At 45.9% G+C, this 19,890-nt stretch carries 24 protein-coding genes and 1 tRNA gene; 17 read left to right on the top strand and 8 right to left on the bottom strand.

Annotated features, from left to right (window positions below; all coding sequences use genetic code 11):
* Positions 1-342 precede the first annotated feature (342 nt).
* The 3 genes from J2W69_RS02025 (at position 343) to J2W69_RS02015 (ending at position 2,141) form a co-directional block, all read left to right on the top strand.
* A complete protein-coding gene (locus tag J2W69_RS02025) occupies positions 343-864 on the top strand; it encodes an SEL1-like repeat protein (protein ID WP_310274056.1) in 522 nt (173 codons plus the stop codon).
* A 125-nt stretch (positions 865-989) separates the two neighbouring features.
* The gene (locus J2W69_RS02020; RefSeq protein WP_310274054.1) at positions 990-1,460 is read left to right on the top strand and encodes a SulA-like leucine-rich domain-containing protein; all 471 of its coding nucleotides are present in this window, start codon (positions 990-992) and stop codon (positions 1,458-1,460) included.
* A 165-nt stretch (positions 1,461-1,625) separates the two neighbouring features.
* Positions 1,626-2,141 carry a YchJ family protein gene (locus tag J2W69_RS02015; protein WP_310274052.1) on the top strand — a complete coding sequence of 172 codons (516 nt, stop codon included), beginning with the start codon at positions 1,626-1,628 and terminating at the stop codon, positions 2,139-2,141.
* Between the two features lie 7 nt (positions 2,142-2,148).
* On the opposite strand, the gene J2W69_RS02010 is transcribed toward J2W69_RS02015, so the two are convergent.
* Entirely contained in the window at positions 2,149-2,607 is a 459-nt protein-coding gene (locus J2W69_RS02010) for a VC2046/SO_2500 family protein (protein WP_310274050.1), read from the bottom strand.
* A gap of 111 nt (positions 2,608-2,718) precedes the next feature.
* Between J2W69_RS02010 and J2W69_RS02005 the strand changes: the two genes are divergently transcribed.
* Both J2W69_RS02005 and J2W69_RS02000 read left to right on the top strand, forming a co-directional pair.
* Positions 2,719-2,803, top strand: a tRNA-Tyr gene (locus J2W69_RS02005).
* Positions 2,804-2,906: 103 nt separating this feature from the next.
* Positions 2,907-4,595, top strand: coding sequence for a response regulator (locus tag J2W69_RS02000; RefSeq protein WP_310274048.1), 1,689 nt, complete (start codon positions 2,907-2,909; stop codon positions 4,593-4,595).
* A gap of 31 nt (positions 4,596-4,626) precedes the next feature.
* Here the strand turns inward: J2W69_RS02000 and deoC are convergent, their stop codons facing one another.
* A complete protein-coding gene (gene deoC / locus J2W69_RS01995) occupies positions 4,627-5,361 on the bottom strand; it encodes a deoxyribose-phosphate aldolase (RefSeq protein ID WP_310274046.1) in 735 nt (244 codons plus the stop codon).
* Positions 5,362-5,687: 326 nt separating this feature from the next.
* On the bottom strand, positions 5,688-6,371 hold the full coding sequence (locus tag J2W69_RS01990; RefSeq protein ID WP_310274044.1) for a M48 family metallopeptidase: 684 nt from the start codon (positions 6,369-6,371) through the stop codon (positions 5,688-5,690).
* 137 nt (positions 6,372-6,508) lie between these two features.
* Here J2W69_RS01990 and xthA point away from each other — a divergent pair, with 137 nt between their 5' ends.
* Together xthA and J2W69_RS01980 are read left to right on the top strand one after the other, a co-directional pair.
* On the top strand, positions 6,509-7,321 hold the full coding sequence (gene xthA, locus J2W69_RS01985; RefSeq protein WP_310274042.1) for an exodeoxyribonuclease III: 813 nt from the start codon (positions 6,509-6,511) through the stop codon (positions 7,319-7,321).
* 3 nt (positions 7,322-7,324) lie between these two features.
* Positions 7,325-7,945, top strand: coding sequence for an energy-coupling factor ABC transporter permease (locus tag J2W69_RS01980; protein ID WP_310274041.1), 621 nt, complete (start codon positions 7,325-7,327; stop codon positions 7,943-7,945).
* A gap of 14 nt (positions 7,946-7,959) precedes the next feature.
* On the opposite strand, the gene yfbV is transcribed toward J2W69_RS01980, so the two are convergent.
* On the bottom strand, positions 7,960-8,403 hold the full coding sequence (gene yfbV, locus J2W69_RS01975) for a terminus macrodomain insulation protein YfbV (protein WP_008898203.1): 444 nt from the start codon (positions 8,401-8,403) through the stop codon (positions 7,960-7,962).
* A 613-nt stretch (positions 8,404-9,016) separates the two neighbouring features.
* Here yfbV and J2W69_RS01970 point away from each other — a divergent pair.
* From J2W69_RS01970 to J2W69_RS01950, 5 genes are read left to right on the top strand one after another with little or no spacing between them, the layout of a single operon-like run.
* Complete coding sequence (locus tag J2W69_RS01970) at positions 9,017-9,532, top strand: PTS glucose transporter subunit IIA (RefSeq protein ID WP_310274039.1); 516 nt, start codon at positions 9,017-9,019, stop codon at positions 9,530-9,532.
* A 13-nt stretch (positions 9,533-9,545) separates the two neighbouring features.
* Complete coding sequence (locus tag J2W69_RS01965; protein ID WP_310274037.1) at positions 9,546-9,899, top strand: ArsC family reductase; 354 nt, start codon at positions 9,546-9,548, stop codon at positions 9,897-9,899.
* Positions 9,896-11,029 carry a succinyl-diaminopimelate desuccinylase gene (gene dapE / locus J2W69_RS01960; RefSeq protein WP_310274035.1) on the top strand — a complete coding sequence of 378 codons (1,134 nt, stop codon included), beginning with the start codon at positions 9,896-9,898 and terminating at the stop codon, positions 11,027-11,029. Before J2W69_RS01965 ends, dapE begins: the two co-directional genes overlap by 4 nt.
* Entirely contained in the window at positions 11,026-11,700 is a 675-nt protein-coding gene (locus J2W69_RS01955; RefSeq protein WP_310274033.1) for a M15 family metallopeptidase, read from the top strand. Before dapE ends, J2W69_RS01955 begins: the two co-directional genes overlap by 4 nt.
* Before the next feature lie 3 nt (positions 11,701-11,703).
* On the top strand, positions 11,704-11,964 hold the full coding sequence (locus J2W69_RS01950; RefSeq protein WP_310274031.1) for a hypothetical protein: 261 nt from the start codon (positions 11,704-11,706) through the stop codon (positions 11,962-11,964).
* Positions 11,965-11,968: 4 nt separating this feature from the next.
* Here J2W69_RS01950 and yejK read toward each other — a convergent pair whose 3' ends face one another.
* Positions 11,969-13,003: a nucleoid-associated protein YejK gene (gene yejK, locus J2W69_RS01945; RefSeq protein ID WP_310274029.1), complete on the bottom strand. Its 1,035-nt coding sequence runs from the start codon at positions 13,001-13,003 to the stop codon at positions 11,969-11,971.
* A 71-nt stretch (positions 13,004-13,074) separates the two neighbouring features.
* Here yejK and J2W69_RS01940 point away from each other — a divergent pair, with 71 nt between their 5' ends.
* Together J2W69_RS01940 and J2W69_RS01935 are read left to right on the top strand one after the other, a co-directional pair.
* Positions 13,075-13,299 carry a YejL family protein gene (locus J2W69_RS01940; protein WP_310274027.1) on the top strand — a complete coding sequence of 75 codons (225 nt, stop codon included), beginning with the start codon at positions 13,075-13,077 and terminating at the stop codon, positions 13,297-13,299.
* 4 nt (positions 13,300-13,303) lie between these two features.
* Positions 13,304-14,809, top strand: coding sequence for a DUF3413 domain-containing protein (locus J2W69_RS01935; protein WP_310274025.1), 1,506 nt, complete (start codon positions 13,304-13,306; stop codon positions 14,807-14,809).
* A 59-nt stretch (positions 14,810-14,868) separates the two neighbouring features.
* Here J2W69_RS01935 and J2W69_RS01930 read toward each other — a convergent pair whose 3' ends face one another.
* Together J2W69_RS01930 and J2W69_RS01925 are read right to left on the bottom strand one after the other, a co-directional pair.
* Positions 14,869-15,168, bottom strand: a complete 300-nt coding sequence (locus J2W69_RS01930; RefSeq protein WP_310274024.1) for a hypothetical protein — start codon at positions 15,166-15,168, stop codon at positions 14,869-14,871.
* A complete protein-coding gene (locus J2W69_RS01925; RefSeq protein WP_310274023.1) occupies positions 15,168-15,536 on the bottom strand; it encodes a thiol-disulfide oxidoreductase DCC family protein in 369 nt (122 codons plus the stop codon). Before J2W69_RS01925 ends, J2W69_RS01930 begins: the two co-directional genes overlap by 1 nt.
* Before the next feature lie 151 nt (positions 15,537-15,687).
* On the opposite strand from J2W69_RS01925, the gene J2W69_RS01920 reads away from it, so the two are divergent.
* From J2W69_RS01920 to J2W69_RS01910, 3 genes are all read left to right on the top strand, one after another.
* The gene (locus tag J2W69_RS01920; protein WP_310274022.1) at positions 15,688-15,888 is read left to right on the top strand and encodes a DUF2061 domain-containing protein; all 201 of its coding nucleotides are present in this window, start codon (positions 15,688-15,690) and stop codon (positions 15,886-15,888) included.
* A 90-nt stretch (positions 15,889-15,978) separates the two neighbouring features.
* Complete coding sequence (locus J2W69_RS01915; RefSeq protein ID WP_310274021.1) at positions 15,979-16,545, top strand: YaeQ family protein; 567 nt, start codon at positions 15,979-15,981, stop codon at positions 16,543-16,545.
* Between the two features lie 4 nt (positions 16,546-16,549).
* Positions 16,550-17,383, top strand: a complete 834-nt coding sequence (locus tag J2W69_RS01910; protein ID WP_310274020.1) for a CvfB family protein — start codon at positions 16,550-16,552, stop codon at positions 17,381-17,383.
* Between the two features lie 73 nt (positions 17,384-17,456).
* Here the strand turns inward: J2W69_RS01910 and J2W69_RS01905 are convergent, their stop codons facing one another.
* On the bottom strand, positions 17,457-19,856 hold the full coding sequence (locus J2W69_RS01905) for an EAL domain-containing protein (RefSeq protein ID WP_310274019.1): 2,400 nt from the start codon (positions 19,854-19,856) through the stop codon (positions 17,457-17,459).
* Between the last annotated feature and the right edge of the window lie 34 nt (positions 19,857-19,890).

Genomic DNA, 19,890 nt, shown 5'->3' with positions numbered 1-19,890 from the left:
AAGTGTAAGAAGGCTGTGTGACAACCATATGACTATGGCCTTCTTACTTGAAACCGCAGCTGCGTTGACTGTACTCACCAACCCCAATCACATAGGACTACTATGCTCATGGGGATTGATTCGCTTGTCGCCTTGCCGCAATTCCAATTAATTTGTCCATGGCCTTTTCCTGCGACAAGATACAAACCACAGATTTGGCGCGATTCTGGCAAGGGTAATGGCTTGCAGCTGGCTTTATCGTCAGAAATCTGACAGAAAACAGCATAAAGCAGACTCAATAACTTGACCCTGCCCTGTGCCTTGGGTCTAATAGCGCGCTTTTCAAAACCGGATTTTGTATTTATGACAACACCACAGCTTTTAAGCCCACAGTTTACGGGTATTGATGATTTAACTTTGGCTGAAGTGGACGCCAAACTAAAAGAACATCAGCAGCTACTGCAGGTTTTGTTGCAATCACCAGGCAGTATGCTGTCGTACTTACCGCAAAATGACCCGGCTTTAACCGTTCAGAACGACACTTTGCATACAGATCACCAAGAAGCAGAGCAGTTTTTTCAACAGGCCCTTGCCTTATCAGAACAACAGGCACATCAGGCGGCGACCTTCTATTGTCGTGCAGCATATACAGGTCATTTACAGGCCCAGGTTCAGTTAGGCCACTGTTACTTAAAGGGGGCTGGAGTACCTAAGTCTGCAGTTTTTGCCTACAGCTGGTTTATTCTGGCGGCTTTACAACAAGACAGTACAGCAGAACAAGCCTGTACAGTATTGTGTAAACACTTAACTGTGCTGGACCAGCAGCAGGCTCAGCAATTAGCTGCAGAACGCTTTGAAAAAATTACGTTACAAAACAATAAGTAACAATTCACCTTTTTAAAAAGAGTAAAAAACGGCCAAAAACTTTATAAAAAGAGCTTGCTTTTTAAACAACAGAAAACTACTGTATATCCATACACTGTAAATACGAACAGTACTGGAGCATCACTATGTTGAATTTAAATAAAGCCATTCAGAGCTACTCTTCACTGACCCCAAATCAGTCACAGCATAAAACCGGTCAAACGGCTTTTTATCAAAAGTTGCAGGTGACTGCGGGTCAACTGGCCTTGCCTGAATTGCTGTTTATTATTCAGCAGCATCAACAACACTCAGGCTGGGTGTTGTTACTGGCGCCAAATCAGTTACCGGATAAATCGACCTTCAGTGGTTTTGATCTAGATATGTCCAAAGTACTGGTGATCCAGCAAAAACAAATCAGTAATATTCATACAGTACTGAGTGACGCCTTAAGCAGCAGCACTTGTAGCTCAGTGGTGGTATGGCAGGATCAGTTCAGCGAAAGCTCTTTGCTACATTATCAGCAACTGGCAGAACAGCACCAGACCTGTTTTTACCAGTTGAGCAATGACACAACACACTCTCAGAACATAAATCAGCGCATTGCTGTCAGTCACTAATACAGATCTGAAGCCGGATATACCTAATAACCGGCTTGGCCCTGACAACCATTTTGCTTACACTAGACTCTGATAAAGGTGATTAATTGATGTATTTCATGGAAGCTGTATATTCAGGCTTTTAGTGAAGTATCTGAAGCAGAGTGAGTAAACAAAGTGGCGGATGTGTTGTCTTTTCCATGTTATTGCGGTTCAGGTAAAAAGTTTTCCGCCTGTTGTGAGCCCCTGATCTGTGGCCAGGCTGTAGCACAAAGCCCGGAACAACTGATGCGCTCACGTTACAGCGCCTATTGCCATCATGATAAAAATCCACAGTGCTACAGCTATATAGTGCAGACTTACCATTCCACAGCCCGGGTCTTGCACAGCGAAGCAGATATTGCAGACTTCGCCAAAGCCGTGCATTTTGTTGGGTTAAAGATCCTTTCTGACTCCTCAAGGCCCAATCACCCAGAGCCCAATCAAAAGTTAACAAGCAACCAGGTGCATTTTATTGCCTCTTATCTGGCAGGCGATAAATTAGAAATACTGGATGAAGTATCAGATTTTGAACTGGAACAAGGCCGCTGGGTGTATAGCAGTGGCGTATTAACAGAACATCCTGTAGTCCGGTTATCCCGTAACGATCCTTGCCCCTGTGGCAGTGGCCTTAAATTTAAGAAATGCCGGCACAGTGTTTAAATAAACATCAGCCATGCAGCTGATTTAAAATTTCATACAAAGCGGTAGGATCAGCCTGCATCATTTCTGGTTTTTGCTGCACTAAGTGGCGTCTTGCATGCAAACTTAGGCCTGATTTCACCTCATCCGGCAGCTTATGTTTATTGTCTTCCATCACCAAAGGTGCACCTTGTAACGAATGCATTAAACGCAGAGCAACAGCGCCCCCCTGCTGAAAGGCGGTGGCCTGTTGTTTTAAATGCTGCTCGTCTTGTGGTTGAAAACTAAAAGGCCTGGCCTGCTGTATACCCAGTTGCTGATACAGATCGGGTTGGAATCTGGCACATTCTGTATCCGGAGTATAAAACTGAGCAAACTCATCTACGGCAGGCGATAAAAAAGCCAGCCACAGCGAAAAATCACTGAACTGTTGTTGCTGTATTGCTTTATTTAACCGGACACCGGTTTGCCACTCATTTATCAGCATAAAATCTGCACAAAAACATCATATTGTTTGCTTTATCGGCAGTCAGACAAAAAAGTTGAGTAATTTCCTTTACATCAAAATGTTTTTTGATAAGATGCGCTCCACACTTGTGGAGGGGTTCCCGAGTGGCCAAAGGGATCAGACTGTAAATCTGCCGGCACTGCCTTCGAAGGTTCGAATCCTTCCCCCTCCACCATTTTCCTTCTGCATTACAGTTCAAAAATAAGTCTCTAAATTTTCCTTGCTAAAATCAAACATATTATCAACACTTGCGATAATTAAATCGATAGGTTTGCTGAATGTCGTACAAAACTCTCGAAAATCTTCGAGTCCTTATTGTTGATGACCAACGTCCCTTCCAGTTATTGCTCAAAGGCATACTGTATTCGATGGGCGCGACCAATATTGCCTTTGTTCTTACCGGTGAACAGGCATTATGGAAATGCATGCACGGCTCTTATGATGTGTTATTTGTTGATTACAACTTAGGTTCAGGCAAAAACGGCCGTCAGTTATTAGAAGATTTACGCGAGAAAAAACTGCTGCACCCTGCTGCTGTTTATATGCTGGTTACAGGCGAAAATCAGGTGCCTATGGTGGTGGGTGCTGTTGAAGCAGAACCTGACGACTACATTATCAAACCTTTTTCACAAAGTGTATTGCGCACCCGTCTGGTTAAAATTCAGAATAAGAAAAAGCAACTTGCGCCTATTTATCAGGCCATGTTTGATGAACAGCCTGAACTGGTGATCGAAGCCTGTAAACAGGAACGTGAACAAGCCAGTCGTTATCATTCTTTGTGCGGCCGTATTCAGGCTGAAACTCATTTAAAGCTAAAACAGTATCAGGAAGCTGAAACTCTGCTGTCAGAAACTCTGGCATTTAGCCGTACGAACTGGGCTTTGTTGCTGCAAGCCCGTTTGTGTTTTGAGCAGGAGCGTTATGAGGAAAGTCTGGAGCTTTGTAATGAAGCTATTGATACCAACAGGTATTTTGCCGAAGCTTATGATCTGAAAGCCCGCAATTTAATAGCTAAGGGATTGATGGAAGAGGCCATGGCGGTGATCACTCAAGCCATTGTGATTTCTCCTTTTTCTGTCAGCCGGCAAAATTTGCTGATGGACATCGCCAGAGAAATGGACGATTTGGCCAATCTGGTGCAAGCCAGCAAACAAATTTACGAAATTACCAGACGTTCTGCCCGTCAGGAAGTTGTGCATTTGCTGAACTATATCCGCACTGCAATAGACGCGGCTTCCCGCTCTGAAGAGTTGAATCAGCGCAATAAGTACCAGCAGGAAGCCCTGATGGCTATTCACAGAGCAAAACGTGAAGACACTGTGATTCGTGACTTTGACTTTGATTTGTTTGAAACCTTATGTCAGGCCCGTCTGGAGTCTTTAGGTGGCCAGCAGTATCTGGCGAAAAAAACCTTCGCCACAGTCTCTGACCGCGTCGCCGCACAAATGAACCCTGAGGTCGATCCGGAAAAACCAGACGAAATGCCACCTATACCGCACTGTGCAGCAGATGCGGTCTTGTTGCTGAACCAGATTGGTGAGTTTGAACAGGCATCAGCGCTGGCGCAAAAACTACAAAACTTATCCGGCGCCATTGACCCTATACTGGAAAAGTTATTCAGTGAACAACAAAGTCGTTCACTAAGCCGTCAGGCGAACTTTAATGAATTAAACAAACAAGGTATTCAGTTCTACAAAGAAAGCAATTACGAACAGGCGTTGATCCGTTTTGAACAAGCGCTGGAAGTTGCCCCAATGAACACAGGCAGTGCGCTGAACTATATTCAGACCTCCATACAGATGATGGCTGATCCAAAACGGAAAAAACCACTCGAGCTGGCGGAAAAGTGCCGTAAGACCTTCAGAATTGTCGACAATATGCCACTGCCGGAACACCACAGAGTGCGCCATCAGGAATTATTGCAGCAGTTCAATAAACTCAAAGAAGAAAAACGCTACAGCCGCTAAAAGCCTTTCAGCGGCTACAAACAAACAGGCTTTAATAATCCAGCTGTTGGCTTAAATCATTCAGCAACGCACTGGCGCCTAAACGCATAGACTCAGGGGTGGCCAGGTGACCTGTCAGCTCTTCGAACAACCCTACCAGCTTTAATGCAAACTCCACAGAACGCACACCACCAGAAGCTTTGAAGCCAACAGGACGGTCAGAGGCTGCAATCACAGCCAACATAATACGGGCCGCTTCTTCAGTGACGCCCACTTTGACTTTGCCAGTCGATGTTTTGACAAAATTGGCACCCGACTGCACCACCAGCTCTGTAGCCTTGCTGATTTGCTGGCAGGTTAATAACTCGCCAGATTCAATGATTATTTTTAAACACACACCAGCCGTGGCCTTTCGAACTTCAGCTAAAAACTGTCGAACCAGCTCTGTCTGACCAGACAATAGGGTTTGATAAGGCAAAACACAGTCAATTTCATCAGCACCAGCAGCTAAGGCCTGGCGAATTTGTTCCAGCACCTCTGTTAAAGGCAAAGCGCCGGACGGGAAATTCACTACAGTAGCCAGCTGTACTGCAAACTGGCGCTGTTGCAAAAAGTTTTTCACCTGCGTCAGATAAGCCGGATAGACACAGACAGCAGCAGGCAGAATTGCTGCATGGGCCAAATCCTGCTCCAGCCATTGCTGCATAGAGTCAGCGTTATCCTGATCCGTTAAACGGGTTAAATCGACCAGCTTCATCAGCTGTTGTATACGCAGAGGATTCGTCATGTTGTGGTCCTGAAAAGAAACTATCGGCTCTGACCGGCCAATTTGCTGTTGATGAGTTTCACTGTCAAAGTGAGGTTGCTGCGAATTAAAACAGAAAACACCGCCCGCTGGAAAGCGTCTGTTGCGTTTTAACCCCAACAAACTGCAAAGAAAAGCACAGAGATCAAAAAAACAAAAATAAAATGGAATCTTTTGCAACGACCAGAGTCTGACTTAGTGAATCATCCTTTCTATTCTCCCAAGATGTAAACTTTGCCGGCCTTATGGGTCGGCTTTCTTTTTTCTTCTGCTATATCACTTTGGTTAAAACTGCGGTGATTTGAAAACTACAACTGCATCCAGTGCTGATTTTGTTTTAACCAAAGCCGGGCTTTGGCAGCGTCCTGATTAAACTGGCTGACTAAAGCCCAAAAGCTTTTGCTGTGATTCATATGGACCAGATGTGCCAGTTCATGCACCACCACATACTGAGCCACCCAGGCAGGGGCCATCAGTAAGCGCCAGTTAAAACTCAGTGCACCAGATGAGTCACAACTGCCCCACTTGGCTTTGAAATTACAAACCCGCACTTCGCGGCTGGAAAGCGACATTTGTTGCTGCTGCAGTTGCACCTCTTGCTCAAACCAGAGCTTCGCCTGCTGCAGATAAAATTCGGTCACTAGCTTTTCTATCCATTTATCCTGGTTTTTGTTTCGGTTTGATAACTGCAGCCATAAACAGTCGCCATCCAGACTAAACTGGTTGACTGTATCCTGTACAATTTTGAGCTCTAGTTTATCGTCGAATAAAGGAATTTGCCGCTGCGCCAGCCAACCGGGTTCAGTAGTGTGTTGCTGCTGACTCAGGTGTTTATCAATCCAGTCCTTTTTTTGCTGTATAAGCTGCTGAATAAATTGCAGATCGCAGCCTGTTGGTGCAGACACCCATAGCTGCCCTGACTGAATTTTCAGTTGAACACTACGTCTTCTGGCGGAAAACTTTAACTGATAGGCAGGTAATTCAGAACTCACAACATCAGACTCATCAAAACAAAGGCATAGCTTAAAGTTTGTCGGCGGACTGAGCAAGCAGCGGTTCACGTCAGGGCAGACAAAATGCTAGTATAGAGCTCAAAGGCTATTACTCTTATGTGGACCAGAGCATTATCATGAAAATTATCTCTTTTAATATAAATGGCTTACGCGCCAGACCTCATCAAATCGAAGCCTTGCTGGCCAAACATTCCCCTGATTTTGTCGGCTTGCAGGAAATTAAAGTGCATGATGATGAATTTCCACTCGAAGATATGCAGAAGTTTGGCTACCACTTGTATTATTTTGGTCAAAAAGGCCATTACGGTGTGGCTATTCTGAGTAAAAAGCCAGCGCTGTCTATGTTGTATGGTTTCCCAACAGATGCGCCTGATGCTCAGCGTCGTATGCTGATTGGTACTTTTGCATTGGACAACGGCAAAACCCTGACCTTGTTAAACGGCTATTTCCCGCAAGGTGAAAATCGCAGTCATGAAACTAAATTCCCAGCCAAACAGAAGTTTTATGCTGACCTGCAGCAGTATTTAATCAGCCACCACAGCCCGGATGATTATGTCGCTGTTATTGGTGACATTAATATTTCCCCTGAAGATCTGGATATCGGCATAGGTGCAGCCAATGCCAAACGTTGGTTAAAAGAAGGGAAATGTTCCTTTTTACCGGAAGAACGTGAAATGCTGGCGACATTAAAAGGCTGGGGTTTAATAGATACCTTTCGTGCTTTGCATCCGGATGCAACTGAAAAATACAGCTGGTTTGATTACCGCTCTAAAGGTTTTGATGACAACAGAGGCCTGCGTATCGATGTGGTGATGGTGACCCCTCCTTTAGCCGCTTTGTGTACAGAAAGTGACGTAGATTATGAACTGCGAGCCTCAGAGCGTCCTTCTGATCATGCGCCTGTCTGGTCCACTTTTGATCTGAGCTAACTGATGCTGGCGGCATTTTGCCTGTTGTTGTTTGCGGGCTTGGTATTCAACCGCGACTTCTGGCGCGAATTGCCGCATAAAGCCGTGCCCTGGCCTGTGGCCGGGGCCAGTGTCTGTGTGCTTGCCTTGTTATGGCAAACCGACGCAGCTGTACTGGATGCCTTGTCCATTCATTTTCTGGCACTGACCACTTTGGTGTTGCTGTTTGGTTTGCGCTTAAGCTGCTTGCTGTTTGTGCTGGTGATGGCGCTGCAATGGCTGATGAACACCCAAAGCCTGGAACAATTGCTTTGGGCTTTAGCCTCTGGCTGGTTGGTACTGGCGCTGAATTATGCTGTTTACCTGCTCTGTTTTTATTATTTGCAGCGACACTTGTTTGTCTATTTATTTGTTGGAGCTTTTTTAAACAGCGCTTTGGGTTTAGTGGTCTTTATGCTGCTGCAGGCCTGGTATCAGGCTGATCAATACAGCGCACATCAGCTCTACGACAGTTACTTAATTTTTATTCCACTGGCGGCTTTGCCGGAAGCCTTACTCAATGGCATGGCCATGACCCTGCTGGTCATATACAAACCAGAGTGGGTCTATACTTATTCTCAGAGAATTTATTTGTCCGGAAAATAGAGAGGACGACTGGCTCAGAGCCAGTCGCGAAGAAAGGTCTTATCCAGTTGCCCAAAGGCCTGTTTGAGCAGTAACGCCAAATCTGCATAACGTAATTTGTGTTGTGGGTTTTGAGTTTGTAAGCCTTGCGCCTGCATCTTCTGTTTGATTTCACCATACCAGCTACTCAGGCCAGGCGGCAATTCGGTTTGCGCTCTTTTCCCCAGCCAATACCAGCCCTGAAACGGCATAGATAAAATAAACAGCATCATGGTCAGGATCAGCGGCAGTTGGCTTGAGCCAAGCTGATTAAACTGCACTACAGCACCCAACACAGCGATGACAGGCAGTGTTTTTTGTGCAAACACTGTCATGCGGATAATTTTGTTTTCCGGGAAAACTGCATTTAATTGAGGTACCACAGGCCAGTCACGGCTGTACTGCATCCCCGCTTTGAGTGTCGAAAACGTAGCTGACATCGCAGGTACTCCTCTTGATGATGGGTGTATTTACCACAAGGTCGTTCGTTCGGAGTCTACCCCCTGTACTTACTATCGTCCAGCTTTGGCTGAAACTAAAGGTAAAATCGGCCTGACCTTAAAATATTCTCTGATTACGTAATAAAGCGGCGTAACGATCAACATTTTTAAAACAAACAAAACTCAAAAGTTTTACGGCAAAAATTTCAGATTGATGATGAAAACTATCAGTTTCCTGCCTTTGCCCAACTATTTGCTAGAGGCCGAACTAAACAAATTTTGTGCCATTAGTATTTAACCATTAAATTCAAACAGTTAAAGCAGTTAAACATAACAACACACAAAGTTATCCACAGAATCTGTGGACAACAGTAACAAAGAATGCATAAGGCTTACATGGTTTTGTCATCAAATATGACTGTTGGTTATCAGCTTTTCATGACGTTTTTATGTTCAAGCCCCGGAAATACCTTATTTTGTTTGACAGCCCTGCTCTGCACAAGTTCTGCCGCCTGACTAAAAGCCGGAAAAATAATCCGGCTTACAGGAAGTCTTCGCCAAATTCCGTTTTTTTCGTTACTATCAAGCCATATTCCTTTAAATGTTTTTGCCCATGTTCAGCCCTTTTAGCCTGTTGCACTGGCATACCAGTCTGGATCCACAGTTAAAGTTACGGATCAGAAGTCCGGTTGATGCGTTCAGCCACAACCGTATGGACAGTACAGATCCCCTGATGGCATCAGGCTTACAGGGCGATGGACTTTGGCTTGAATTGCGTGGCACTACTTTATACAGCCCCTTTACGGCCTTGTTCAGCCGGAAAAATCAGACAGGCCAACATTTGCAGTTTATCCACTCCAGCGGACTGAAACTTGTGCTGGATTTTCCACTTTATTGTCAGGATAAACATGGCCTGGGGTTTCACTGGCTGGTCGGCGAGCAAACTAATGTTCAGGCAGGACAAGCCTTGCTGCATTACGATAAGGCGCTGCTCAGTCAGCCTGGTCAGAGCTTCGGATTGTTTTTACGTATTGCCCCCCATTCCAAAATTCATAGTATTCATTGCCGTGCAGGTTATCATCAGGCGCTACAGGATGACTTGTTGGCTATTCAATTGGTTAGCGCTTAGGACTTATGGCTTTATGACCCGCATTTATGGCATCAAAAATTGTGACACTATCAAAAAAGCCCGCAAATGGCTTGAGCAGCAACAACTGCCACACCAGTATATTGATTATCGTCAGGATGGGATCAGTGCTGCACTTTTAGCCGAATTTATGCAGCAGTTGCAGTGGCAACAACTGCTCAATACTAAAGGCACCACCTACAGGGCCTTGCCGGATCCAGACAAAGACAACATGACAGCTGAAAAAGCTGTGGCACTGATGCTGGCGCAACCAGCCTTGATAAAGCGACCAGTACTTGAACACAATGGCACTTTTCATCTTGGTTTTTCAGAACAAAATTATCAGACAATTTTTGGGATCTCCGCATGAGCACAGCAGTACTAGATCTGACCAAAGACTTAATCAGCCGCCAGTCGGTCACACCGGAGGATGCAGGTTGCCAGCAATTAATGGCGCAGCGCCTTGAAGCCTTAGGTTTTACTATTGAGTCAATGTTTTTTGAAGACACACTGAATTTATGGGCGCGCAGAGGTCAGGGTAAACCTTTATTTTGTTTTGCTGGTCATACCGATGTAGTTCCAACAGGACCACTTGATCAATGGACCAGCCCGCCATTTCAGCCTGCAATTCGTGATGGTATGTTATATGGCCGTGGCGCAGCAGATATGAAAGGCAGTTTAGCCGCTATGGTGGTGGCGACAGAGCGTTTTTTAGCGTCTAATCCGGAGCTTACAGGTGATATTGCCTTTTTAATTACCAGCGATGAAGAAGGCCCTTTTATCAATGGCACTAAACGAGTGATCGAAGTGCTGGAAAGCCGTCAGGAAAAAATAACATGGTGTTTAGTGGGCGAGCCATCCAGCAGCCAACAGTTGGGCGATGTGATTAAAAATGGCCGTCGGGGTTCTTTAACAGGTTATCTGACCGTTAAAGGTATTCAGGGCCATGTGGCTTATCCACACCTGGTGGACAACCCTATTCATAAAGCAGCTCCTGCTCTTGCGGAATTAGCGCAAACAGTCTGGGATCAAGGCAATGCTTATTTCCCAGCAACCAGTTTTCAGATCTCCAATATTCATGCCGGCACCGGGGCCACTAACGTAGTACCTGGCGATGTGCAACTGACCTTTAACTTCCGTTACAGCACTGAAGTGACAGCAGAGCAGTTGCAACAGCGGGTTCTGGCGATTCTGGATCAGCATGGCCTGAACTACAGTATCGACTGGGTATTTAATGGCCTGCCTTTCCTGACCGACAGTGGTGAGCTGGTGGCTGCTGCTGTGCATGCAGTGCAACAAGTAAAAGGCTTTGCCCCGTCACTCGAAACCTCGGGCGGTACTTCAGATGGTCGTTTTATTGCACCTACAGGCGCTCAGGTGCTGGAACTCGGGCCTTGTAATGGCACCATTCACAAAATAAACGAATGCGTGGCTGTGGACGATTTGGAGCCTTTAGCCGATATGTATCAGCATATATTGCAGCAACTGGTTGCCAAATGAATATAGCTAAGCTTCTGACAGGCTTTGACGAATCAGCTCTGGTCGAACTGGAGCTGAAGCATCGATTAATGCCGGACGTCAAAGCCGCTTATCTGAAGATGCAACAGGCAGCTGCTTTGGATGGCATCGAATTGGCCTTGGTTTCGTCGTACCGCTCTTTTGCCCAGCAGGCGAGAATTTGGACAGCTAAATATACAGGTCTGCGCCCTGTCTACAACAAGGCTCAGCAACAGGTTGATATCCATAGCTTAACTGGCTTTGCCAAAGTGGAAGCTATTTTGTTGTACTCTGCTTTGCCTGGCGCCAGCCGCCATCATTGGGGCACGGATCTGGACGTATTTGACAAGGCAGCAGTAGCAGCTGATTATCAGGTGCAATTACTGGATGCTGAGTATCAACAAGGTGGTCCTTTTTACGCTTTGGATCAGTGGCTGCAACAGCATGCAGCACCTTTTGGCTTTTTCCGTCCTTATTTATACGATCAGGGCGGCGTGGCAAAAGAAGCCTGGCATTTAAGCTACCGTCCTTTGGCCGAGGGGTATTTAAAGTCCTTTGAGCACAGCATGCTGTTTGACGCTATAGCCCAGAGTGAACTACCGGATAAAGCTTTGCTGCTTGACCATCTGCCGCTGATTTTTCAGCGTTATGTTTGCACCATTTGTAAGGAATAAAAAATGACAGTGACGCTGTGGTGGACCCTTCTGATCATTGCTGGCCTGGTAGTGGCTAACTTGTGGTTATTGCGTCGTAATAAAAAGCTGCGGCAGCAAAAACCACAACAAGAATTCAGACAGAAAAAAACCACTGAAGGTGGCGTCACCGGAGCTATAGTGGCGGGCAGCGGTACAGAAGTAAACAAGAGCAAACAGCTTGATACTGACCACCACAGCTCATCAGAGGGTGGCTCTGACGGCAGCAGTGGTGGTAGTGACTAGCGTTTTAGCCTTTGTTGTCAAAACTGGAAAAACCTTTTAAAAAGCGTTGCAGCTGATCTTTTAAATTCGGCGGAACGCCCTGAATAATCAGCAGATCTTTTTCCATATCGTAGCGGATACGTTCGCCTAAATGCTTTTGTTCAAAGCTGATACTGACGCCCCCACCAGCACCTGAAAACTTCACCAGGGTTTTTAACTCTTTTACATCCACCGGGAATTGGTCAGGTACTTCAATATTCTGCTCTGCACAATAATCAGTAAAAGCACGGGCATCACTGCTGTCGATCGTGGCCGACAGTTCCTGTAAATGCACATCCAAACCTTGTTTGGTTTGCTCTTCACAGTAATCATAGACTTGCTTACGCACAGCAGATTTTTCGCTGGCGTCGTAATCAGAAGCCGACAAATATTCTTCGACAGAAGCCAATACCACTTTGCTTTGCTCTTTGGCGACCATGCCTTCAGCACAACCTAAAAAGTCGAGGAAAAAGTCAGCGACTTTGCGCCCTGCTCTGCCACGAATAAAGGAAATGTATTTGTTTTGCTCTGGGCTGGTTTGGTATTCGGTTAAATCAATACGAGCGGCCAGCTGCATCCGGGCTATATCCAGATGCTGATCGGTGGAAAGTAATAACTCCGGTGTCACACTGAAGTGATCTTTGCTGCCTAATAAAGTCACCAGCACATATTCAGTTGCCAGATACCGATAATGACAGAGCATAAAATAGCCGGTTTCCTGAATTTGGTGCTGCACCAGTTGCACCACCAACTGACTGGTGGCTTGTTCTGCCAGCTGCAGAAAACTGCGTTCCTGAGCTTGCCACTGAGCTAAAGGCAGCGCCATTCTGTCCTGTAAGTCGTCAGCAAAAGTTGCATAACCTTTGGCTGGTTTGCCGTTATAGGCTAAATGCAGTTGCTCGATTAAATGCGCCACAGATTGCGATACCGGCACCAACTCCTGACGAAATTGCGCCTGCAACTGCTCACTTTCAGTACTTTCGATAAAATTTATTGCCAGATGCAACACATCGACGGACATATATTTTCCTGTTCTCAGCTAATTCTGCTAGTATTCCCCGCTGTTCCATTTTATTTCGAGCAGAGACCTTCATGCCTATTGTATCAAAGTATTCGACCGACCAAATTGAAAAGATCGTTAACACTCTGCTGGAGCAATTACGCTCAGAGGATGCGACAACGGAATTAAGCCTGATGTGTTTAGGCAATACCATCAGTCATATTATCAATACCAGTGTTCCTGCTGCTCAGCGTATGGATGTGGTGACTCATTTTGGTCAGGCGTTAAAAGACGCCGTCAACAGCAAGAAACTATAACTTTATGGTGCTGGAACAAAACCTGTCATTGGTCAATAAAGTAAACCGCCTGCTGAACTGGGGTCACTGGTTTACTTTTTTTAATATCCTGCTGGCGCTGCTGATCACATCAGCCTACTGGTGGGCAGAACCTTTGCCACAAAGTATCACCGGCTGGTTGTATCTTGTGACCAACTGGCTGGGCCACACTGCCTTTTTATGTTTTTTGTTTTTTATTCTGACGATATTCCCTGTCACCCTTATTTTTCCGTACCAGCGCCATGTTCGGGGTATAGCCGCCACTTTAGCCACCTTAGGCCTGGTCGCACTGATTTTTGACGCTTATGTCTATCAGGCCCTTGGTTACCATGTCGGCAGCACCTCCAGCGAACAAACCATAGATTTATTACGCCAGCAGGTGGTCACCAATCTGCGTAATTTTATTCTGATCACTTCAGTGGTCGCGGCTTTGTTATTAGCCATAGAGCTGGTGTTAAGTAATTTATGCTGGAAAAAAGTGCCACGACTGCAGGCCTCTGGTTTAGGTCAACCCGCGCTTTATCTGTTTTTGGGGTGTTTTGTGACCAGTCATAGCTTGCATATCTGGGCTGATGCTCAACTGGATCTGGATGTGCTGAAACAAGACAATGTGTTGCCTTTTACTTATCCGGCGACAGCCAATACATTTTTAGCCAAATACAATGTGCTGGATTTATCCCGTTTACAGGAAACCAAAGCAGAGCAGTTGCAACGCCCGACCAACTGGCGTGAACCCGAAACTCTGCAATGCGTCAATCAACAAACTGAAGCCGTCACAGTGCTGATTGTGCCCGCTTTATCAGCTCTTGATACAGCGTTTTTAGAACAACACAACTTCAAAGCACACCCGCTGCATTTTTCGCCTGTAGAAGCCCCCAGCGCCTTGCTGAATTTACTCTATGGCAGCATGCAGCTGAATAAAGACATGGATCTTACGTTACAGCAAGCTCCTGTCTGGATGGAGCAATTGCCAGCAGGACAACTGAGTATCAGCGCCAGTGACGCACAATTCCAACAACTACTGCCCTGGTTAGCTTTAAGCCCGGATACTACGGCGCCACTGCAGATTAAGTTCAGCAGCGATTTAGCCACAGACTTAACTCAGTCGGATCAAGGGCAACAGCTGCTGGTGCTGACTCTGCAGGCCAGGGATTCACAATTTGACCTGGCACCAGCTCAGCTTTACAGCCGTTGGCCGGCTTTACATAGGGCTATATCCAATACAGTGACCCAACATCTGGATCTGATCCCTACTCTGTTGGCTCAACTTGGCTGCCACAGCAACTGGCCTGGTGATAACTGGTTTACACCTTCTGCTTATCCAAAGCTGAATTTATTACCGCACCAGCTGGTCAGCTTTAAAAAAGACAAAATGATTCTAGTGCGTGAGGATGGCAGCTATGGAGTCTGGTCTGCAGGCACCCTGGTGCCACTGAATGAAAAGCTGGATATTCCGCAGTTGACCGACGCATTAAAGCGGGTACAGCAGTAGCTGCAGAGGAAGGCTTTAAAAAACCACCGCGCGGTGGTTTTTTTATTGATGGTCTGCCCTTACTGCAGTTTTTTAGGGGCTTTGATCAGCAGATCACGTTTGCCCTGCAGCTCAAGTTCAGCTAAATGAAATAAGTTGGTAAAAACCAAAGCCGGAGCCTGGCGATGAAAGGTTTCGACAAAGGCAATGGTCGCTTCGGCAATCAGTTGATTGACCTTTTGATCATATTCCGAAAAACCATCATAGCTGTAAGGCTCTTGCAGTTGAGCCAACTGATGCTGCTTTTGTTTACGCATAAACCAGTTGATTAGAAATTCATATTCTTTGACATCTAACAAGTCACGACAATCTAACCCCATCAGGGTTTCTCCTGTGTTTGTACCCAGCGCTGAAGGTGCGGTCTTAACTTCAAAAAAATGTGATAAAGCCAGTTAGCGCAGCAGGTGACGGGCGGAATTCTTAAAAACAGCCCCAGCATACGCCAATATGCAAATTGCGACCAGAGCATGGCAAAAGCTGCAGCTCCTCTGTAATAGCTCTGCCCGTCAACCCGTACATGCATACGCGCAAGCGCATTGCATCTGTCCAAATCATCAGGCAGCTCTGCATTTAAATCGGTTAAATCCAGCCAGATCACAGGTATCCGGCTTTTTAAAGCACGAAAATAAGCAATTTCCTTCCGGCACAAAGGGCAGCCGCCATCGTAAAAAACTTCAAGTGATTTCATTTTATGCTCCTGTTACCGCTTTAATACGCATACCTGTGGTTTTAAGATCGGCTGAACATAAAAAACGATAGCAGCGATTGGATTAATTCGTTTTTGATGAAAAGCACAGCAGGCTAAGCTCAAAACAAATTCCGACACCTGGAGCCCTACTATGTTAAAAACTATGACTTTTGCTGTACTGCATTTTACCGTCGCTTTTAGCGTTACCTATTTATTAACCGGAGATCTGCTGGTGGGTGGTTTAGTGGCGACCATAGAGCCTGCGATCAATACTGTAGCTTACTTTTTCCATGAAAAAATCTGGAACCGTATAACGCTTCGGCAAAAACTGCAGCATCAACTGCAGGTCTGAGTCGCTCAACTTCAGGTTGCTTAGGTTAGCTGCAATATTCCGACGAACAAGGTACACTAGCGCCCTTTTGATTTGTTCTGCGGAATTGTTATGGCCTTAAAGGCGACCATTTTTAAAGCAAGCCTTGCTGTGGCGGATATGTCACGCCATCATTATCAGGACTATAACCTGACGCTTGCCCAGCATCCTTCTGAAACCACAGAGCGTATGATGTTACGTCTGCTGGCTTTTGCTTTGTGTGCCCATGAAGATTTGAGCTTTGGTAAAGGTATTTCTGATGAGGATGAAGGGGCTTTGTATCGCCAAAACCTGACAGGTGATTATCAGCTTTGGGTTGAGCTGGGTTTGCCGGAAGAAAAACGCTTACGCCGCGCCAGTCATAAAACACAACAGCTGTTATTGGTTGCTTACGGTGGCACTGCGGTCGATAAATGGTACAGCTCTGAGCAAAAAGCTTTAAGTCAGTTAAAAAACCTGACCATAGTCGCGGTGTCTCCTGCGGATACAGCAGAACTGGCGAAATTATGCGACAGAAGCATGCAGCTACAATGCACTATTAATGAAGGCCAGATCTGGTTTGGCAATGCAGCCCAAAGCGTACAGGTCCAACTACAATTTATTCAACAGTCAACCCCAGCCTTGCTGGCATCGGAGTAATCACATGACCCAACTCGCTTTAGGTAAACTGAACAAACTGGCCGTCAAAAAGCAGGTCGAATTTGGCGTTTACTTAGATGGCTTAAGCTGGGGTGATATTTTATTACCTAAGCGTTATGTGCCTGCTGGTACTGAAATTGGCACTGAGCTGGACGTCTTGCTGTATCTGGACTCTGAAGATCAGCTGATCGCCACCACAGAAAAACCTTACATTATGGTGGGTCAGGTGGCACAGCTCAAAGCTGTGGCTATCACCAAAGTAGGTGCCTTTTTAAACTGGGGTCTGAAAAAAGACCTGCTGGTGCCCTTTAGCGAACAACAAATTCCGATGCAGCTGGATAAATATTATCTGGTGTATTGTTATGTCGATAAAAGTAACCGCATTGTCGCTTCAGCCAAGCTGGACAGATACATAGGCAAAGACACGCCGGATTATCAGAGCGGCGATGAAGTGCAGTTTTATGTCGCATCACAGACTGACCTCGGCTACAAAGTGGTAGTGGATCATAAACACTGGGGCTTGTTGTATAAAAATCAGGTATTTAAACCCCTGCGTATCGGCTACAAAGGCACAGCTTATGTACAAAAAATGCGTGACGACTTCCGTATAGACTTAATGTTGGATAAGCCGGGTTATGAAAAAGCTCAGGCCTTTACTGATGTGATTTTAGAGCGTTTAAAGCACAAAGGTGGCAGCTTGCCGCTATCAGATAAAAGCACGCCGGAGCAAATTTACGGTGAGTTTGGTGTCAGTAAAAAGATGTTTAAACAAGCCATAGGGGCTTTATATAAAGCTGGCCAAATCGTTATTGAAGCAGAGGCGATCCGCCTGGTTTAATGTGGCCCGCTTGAAATCGAATTTTAACCGGATACGGGCGGGGATAAACCCCGCCCCTACACATCCGCATTGTTTAACGTAGCCATTTGATTGCATCGGCTGCCGGAAGGGCCTTAGCAAACCAATAGCCCTGTCCGGCGTCACAACCCAGTTCTTTTAATAACTGCCGCTGCAAACTGGTTTCCACCCCTTCTGCCACTACTTTTAAGTTTAAAGTTTTAGCCAAAGCAATCACAGTATTCACCACTGGGTTATCCTGGATCCGGGGTTTCATATTGGCAATAAAAGAACGGTCAATTTTTAGCACGTCCAGCTTAAATTCGTTCAGATAACTTAAACTTGAGTAGCCAGTACCAAAATCATCGAGCAACACTTTGACGCCATGCTGGCGCAACTGTTTTAAACACAAACGCGCTTGTTCTATATTTTCAATCAGTGCCCGCTCTGTAATTTCTATCGCCAGATAACGGGCTGGAACATCAGCCTCGGCCAGTTTCTGGATCACAGCAGTGGCAAAATCAGGCTCTGAAAATGCCAGGCCAGACACATTAACGCTGACATAAAAAGGCATGGCGTAATTTTGTCGCCACAGACGGATTTGTTCGATACTTTGCGACAATACATAATGATCGATCAGCCCTATCAAGCCGTTTTTTTCGGCAAAAGGAATAAATTGATCTGGCGTGATCGCGCCCTGAGTCTGATGAGTCCAGCGAATTAACGCCTCAAAGCCCAGAGTGTCGTCAGTCTCCAGGCAGATAATAGGCTGATAATGCAGCTTAAAATGATGCTGCGCCAAAGCCGCTTTAATTTCCAGTCCTAATTTGAATTCCTGACTTTCCTGCGCCTGCATATCCGCAGAATAAATACGGTACACACCACGGCCATCCTGTTTAGCCTGATACATAGCGATATCAGCGCGGCGAATAAGCTCGTCCGCTGACTGCAGTTGATCCCCTGAATTAGCCAGCGCTATACCAATACTGCAGGAGGTCAGCAGCGTATGGTCCCCCACCAATAAAGGTTGCTGCAGCGCCTGAATAATACGTTGGGCTACATCTGTGACATCAGAGAGCCCTGCCACATCCTCCAGTACCACGGCAAATTCATCGCCGCCTAAACGTGCCAGTGTATCGGTCTGACGCATACATTGTTTCAGCACCCGTCCAACCTGAATCAGAAAATCATCGCCGACCTGATGACCTAAAGTGTCATTAACCGTCTTAAAACGATCTAAATCCAGATACATCACCGCCAGATGATTGGCTGGAAAACGTTGCATTCGTTTAAACGCCTGCCCAATTCTGTCCATCAACAGACTGCGGTTGGGTAAAGCCGTTAAAGCGTCATGCAGTGCCTGATGCTGCAAACGTTTTTCGGAAAATACCCGCTCCAGCGCGTTGGAGATATGCTGGGAGACAAAAATCATCAGCTCCAGATCACGTTCTGTGTATTGAATATTGGCGACATAACTTTGCACCACCACCACACCACGCACTGTTTCACTGGACTGAAAAGGCACACCTAACCAGGCTTCAGGCTCAGAACCGTATGAGTTAACATCATACTCTTGCTCAAAGGCCGCTATCTCTTCCCGTAGGATCAATAACGGCTTATTGGAGCGAAACACATGACCCGTCAGGCTATGCTCTAATACATCTTTGCCAAAGACCTGATCGGGATGCAAATCATCTTCGGTATCGGCGAAGTATGGAAATTGTAGTAACTCGGCTTCATCATCGTACAAAGCAATAAAAAAGTTTGGCGCATAAATCAGTGAATTTACGATTTGATGCATTCTTTTGTAGAAACCGGAAAAGTCGTTGGCAAAATAAGAGAAGGAGGCTATTTCGTATAAGGCTTTTTGCAAACGCTCTGCATATTCAAGTTTACTGACTGACGACTCGAGAGTGTCCAGCATCTGCGACTTTCGAAGTTTACTGGCTAGAATAGAGGCCACCACTTCAAGAATTTGCTGATGTTCAAGAGTAAAATAATTAATGTGAGAGTGTTCACAGTCAATCACCCCCAACACCTCATCACCGTCCAGAATAGGCACAACCAGCTCAGACAAGCTGGGCACTAAATCAGCCAGATAATGGGGATCAGTTCTGGTATCAGACACCAGCACAGAAGCTTTGGTGCTGGCGGCATAACCCACCAGTCCATGACCAACTTTTAATTCAGCTATGCCTAAATGGGAAGGTAAATCGCGGGTACCTGTACCTGCTTTACGCACTAGTGTGTGTCGATCCGGTGCCAGAATAAAAATGGCACAATCGACAAAACCTAAGCCTGCCACGACATGTTTTGCAGCATAATTAAGAATATCATCCGCGCCCGTCAACTCATGCAGATCAATGGCAAACTGATTAATTAAGCTAAGTCTGGCATTTTCTTGCTGTAACAGCTGGAGTTGAGCGTGAAGAACACTGATATCAGTTTGGGGCTGTGAAGTGGTCACGGTCGTCATACAGACTCTACTACATTAATACGTACAAAGTTAT

Origin of the sequence: Rheinheimera soli, assembly GCF_031457405.1 — a bacterium.
Lineage (GTDB): Bacteria > Pseudomonadota > Gammaproteobacteria > Enterobacterales > Alteromonadaceae > Pararheinheimera > Pararheinheimera soli_A.
Note: the sequence above shows the minus strand (reverse complement) of the source record. Positions and strands in the feature narration are given on the sequence as shown.

Excerpts from the sequence above, each read along its gene's own strand:
- J2W69_RS01905 (WP_310274019.1), bottom strand. The coding sequence starts at position 19,856 with ATGACGACCGTGACCACTTCACAGCCCCAAACTGATATCAGTGTTCTT.
- J2W69_RS01955 (WP_310274033.1), top strand. The coding sequence starts at position 11,026 with ATGAATATAGCTAAGCTTCTGACAGGCTTTGACGAATCAGCTCTGGTC.
- yfbV (WP_008898203.1), bottom strand. The coding sequence starts at position 8,403 with ATGTCAGCTACGTTTTCGACACTCAAAGCGGGGATGCAGTACAGCCGT.
- J2W69_RS02020 (WP_310274054.1), top strand. The coding sequence starts at position 990 with ATGTTGAATTTAAATAAAGCCATTCAGAGCTACTCTTCACTGACCCCA.
- J2W69_RS01980 (WP_310274041.1), top strand. The coding sequence starts at position 7,325 with ATGCTGGCGGCATTTTGCCTGTTGTTGTTTGCGGGCTTGGTATTCAAC.
- J2W69_RS02000 (WP_310274048.1), top strand. The coding sequence starts at position 2,907 with ATGTCGTACAAAACTCTCGAAAATCTTCGAGTCCTTATTGTTGATGAC.
- deoC (WP_310274046.1), bottom strand. The coding sequence starts at position 5,361 with ATGACGAATCCTCTGCGTATACAACAGCTGATGAAGCTGGTCGATTTA.
- J2W69_RS01915 (WP_310274021.1), top strand. The coding sequence starts at position 15,979 with ATGGCCTTAAAGGCGACCATTTTTAAAGCAAGCCTTGCTGTGGCGGAT.
- J2W69_RS02010 (WP_310274050.1), bottom strand. The coding sequence starts at position 2,607 with ATGCTGATAAATGAGTGGCAAACCGGTGTCCGGTTAAATAAAGCAATA.
- xthA (WP_310274042.1), top strand. The coding sequence starts at position 6,509 with ATGAAAATTATCTCTTTTAATATAAATGGCTTACGCGCCAGACCTCAT.
- J2W69_RS01970 (WP_310274039.1), top strand. The coding sequence starts at position 9,017 with ATGTTCAGCCCTTTTAGCCTGTTGCACTGGCATACCAGTCTGGATCCA.
- J2W69_RS01925 (WP_310274023.1), bottom strand. The coding sequence starts at position 15,536 with ATGAAATCACTTGAAGTTTTTTACGATGGCGGCTGCCCTTTGTGCCGG.
- J2W69_RS02025 (WP_310274056.1), top strand. The coding sequence starts at position 343 with ATGACAACACCACAGCTTTTAAGCCCACAGTTTACGGGTATTGATGAT.
- yejK (WP_310274029.1), bottom strand. The coding sequence starts at position 13,003 with ATGTCCGTCGATGTGTTGCATCTGGCAATAAATTTTATCGAAAGTACT.
- J2W69_RS01950 (WP_310274031.1), top strand. The coding sequence starts at position 11,704 with ATGACAGTGACGCTGTGGTGGACCCTTCTGATCATTGCTGGCCTGGTA.
- J2W69_RS01920 (WP_310274022.1), top strand. The coding sequence starts at position 15,688 with ATGTTAAAAACTATGACTTTTGCTGTACTGCATTTTACCGTCGCTTTT.
- J2W69_RS01965 (WP_310274037.1), top strand. The coding sequence starts at position 9,546 with ATGACCCGCATTTATGGCATCAAAAATTGTGACACTATCAAAAAAGCC.
- J2W69_RS01940 (WP_310274027.1), top strand. The coding sequence starts at position 13,075 with ATGCCTATTGTATCAAAGTATTCGACCGACCAAATTGAAAAGATCGTT.
- J2W69_RS01910 (WP_310274020.1), top strand. The coding sequence starts at position 16,550 with ATGACCCAACTCGCTTTAGGTAAACTGAACAAACTGGCCGTCAAAAAG.
- J2W69_RS01930 (WP_310274024.1), bottom strand. The coding sequence starts at position 15,168 with ATGGGGTTAGATTGTCGTGACTTGTTAGATGTCAAAGAATATGAATTT.
- J2W69_RS01935 (WP_310274025.1), top strand. The coding sequence starts at position 13,304 with ATGGTGCTGGAACAAAACCTGTCATTGGTCAATAAAGTAAACCGCCTG.
- dapE (WP_310274035.1), top strand. The coding sequence starts at position 9,896 with ATGAGCACAGCAGTACTAGATCTGACCAAAGACTTAATCAGCCGCCAG.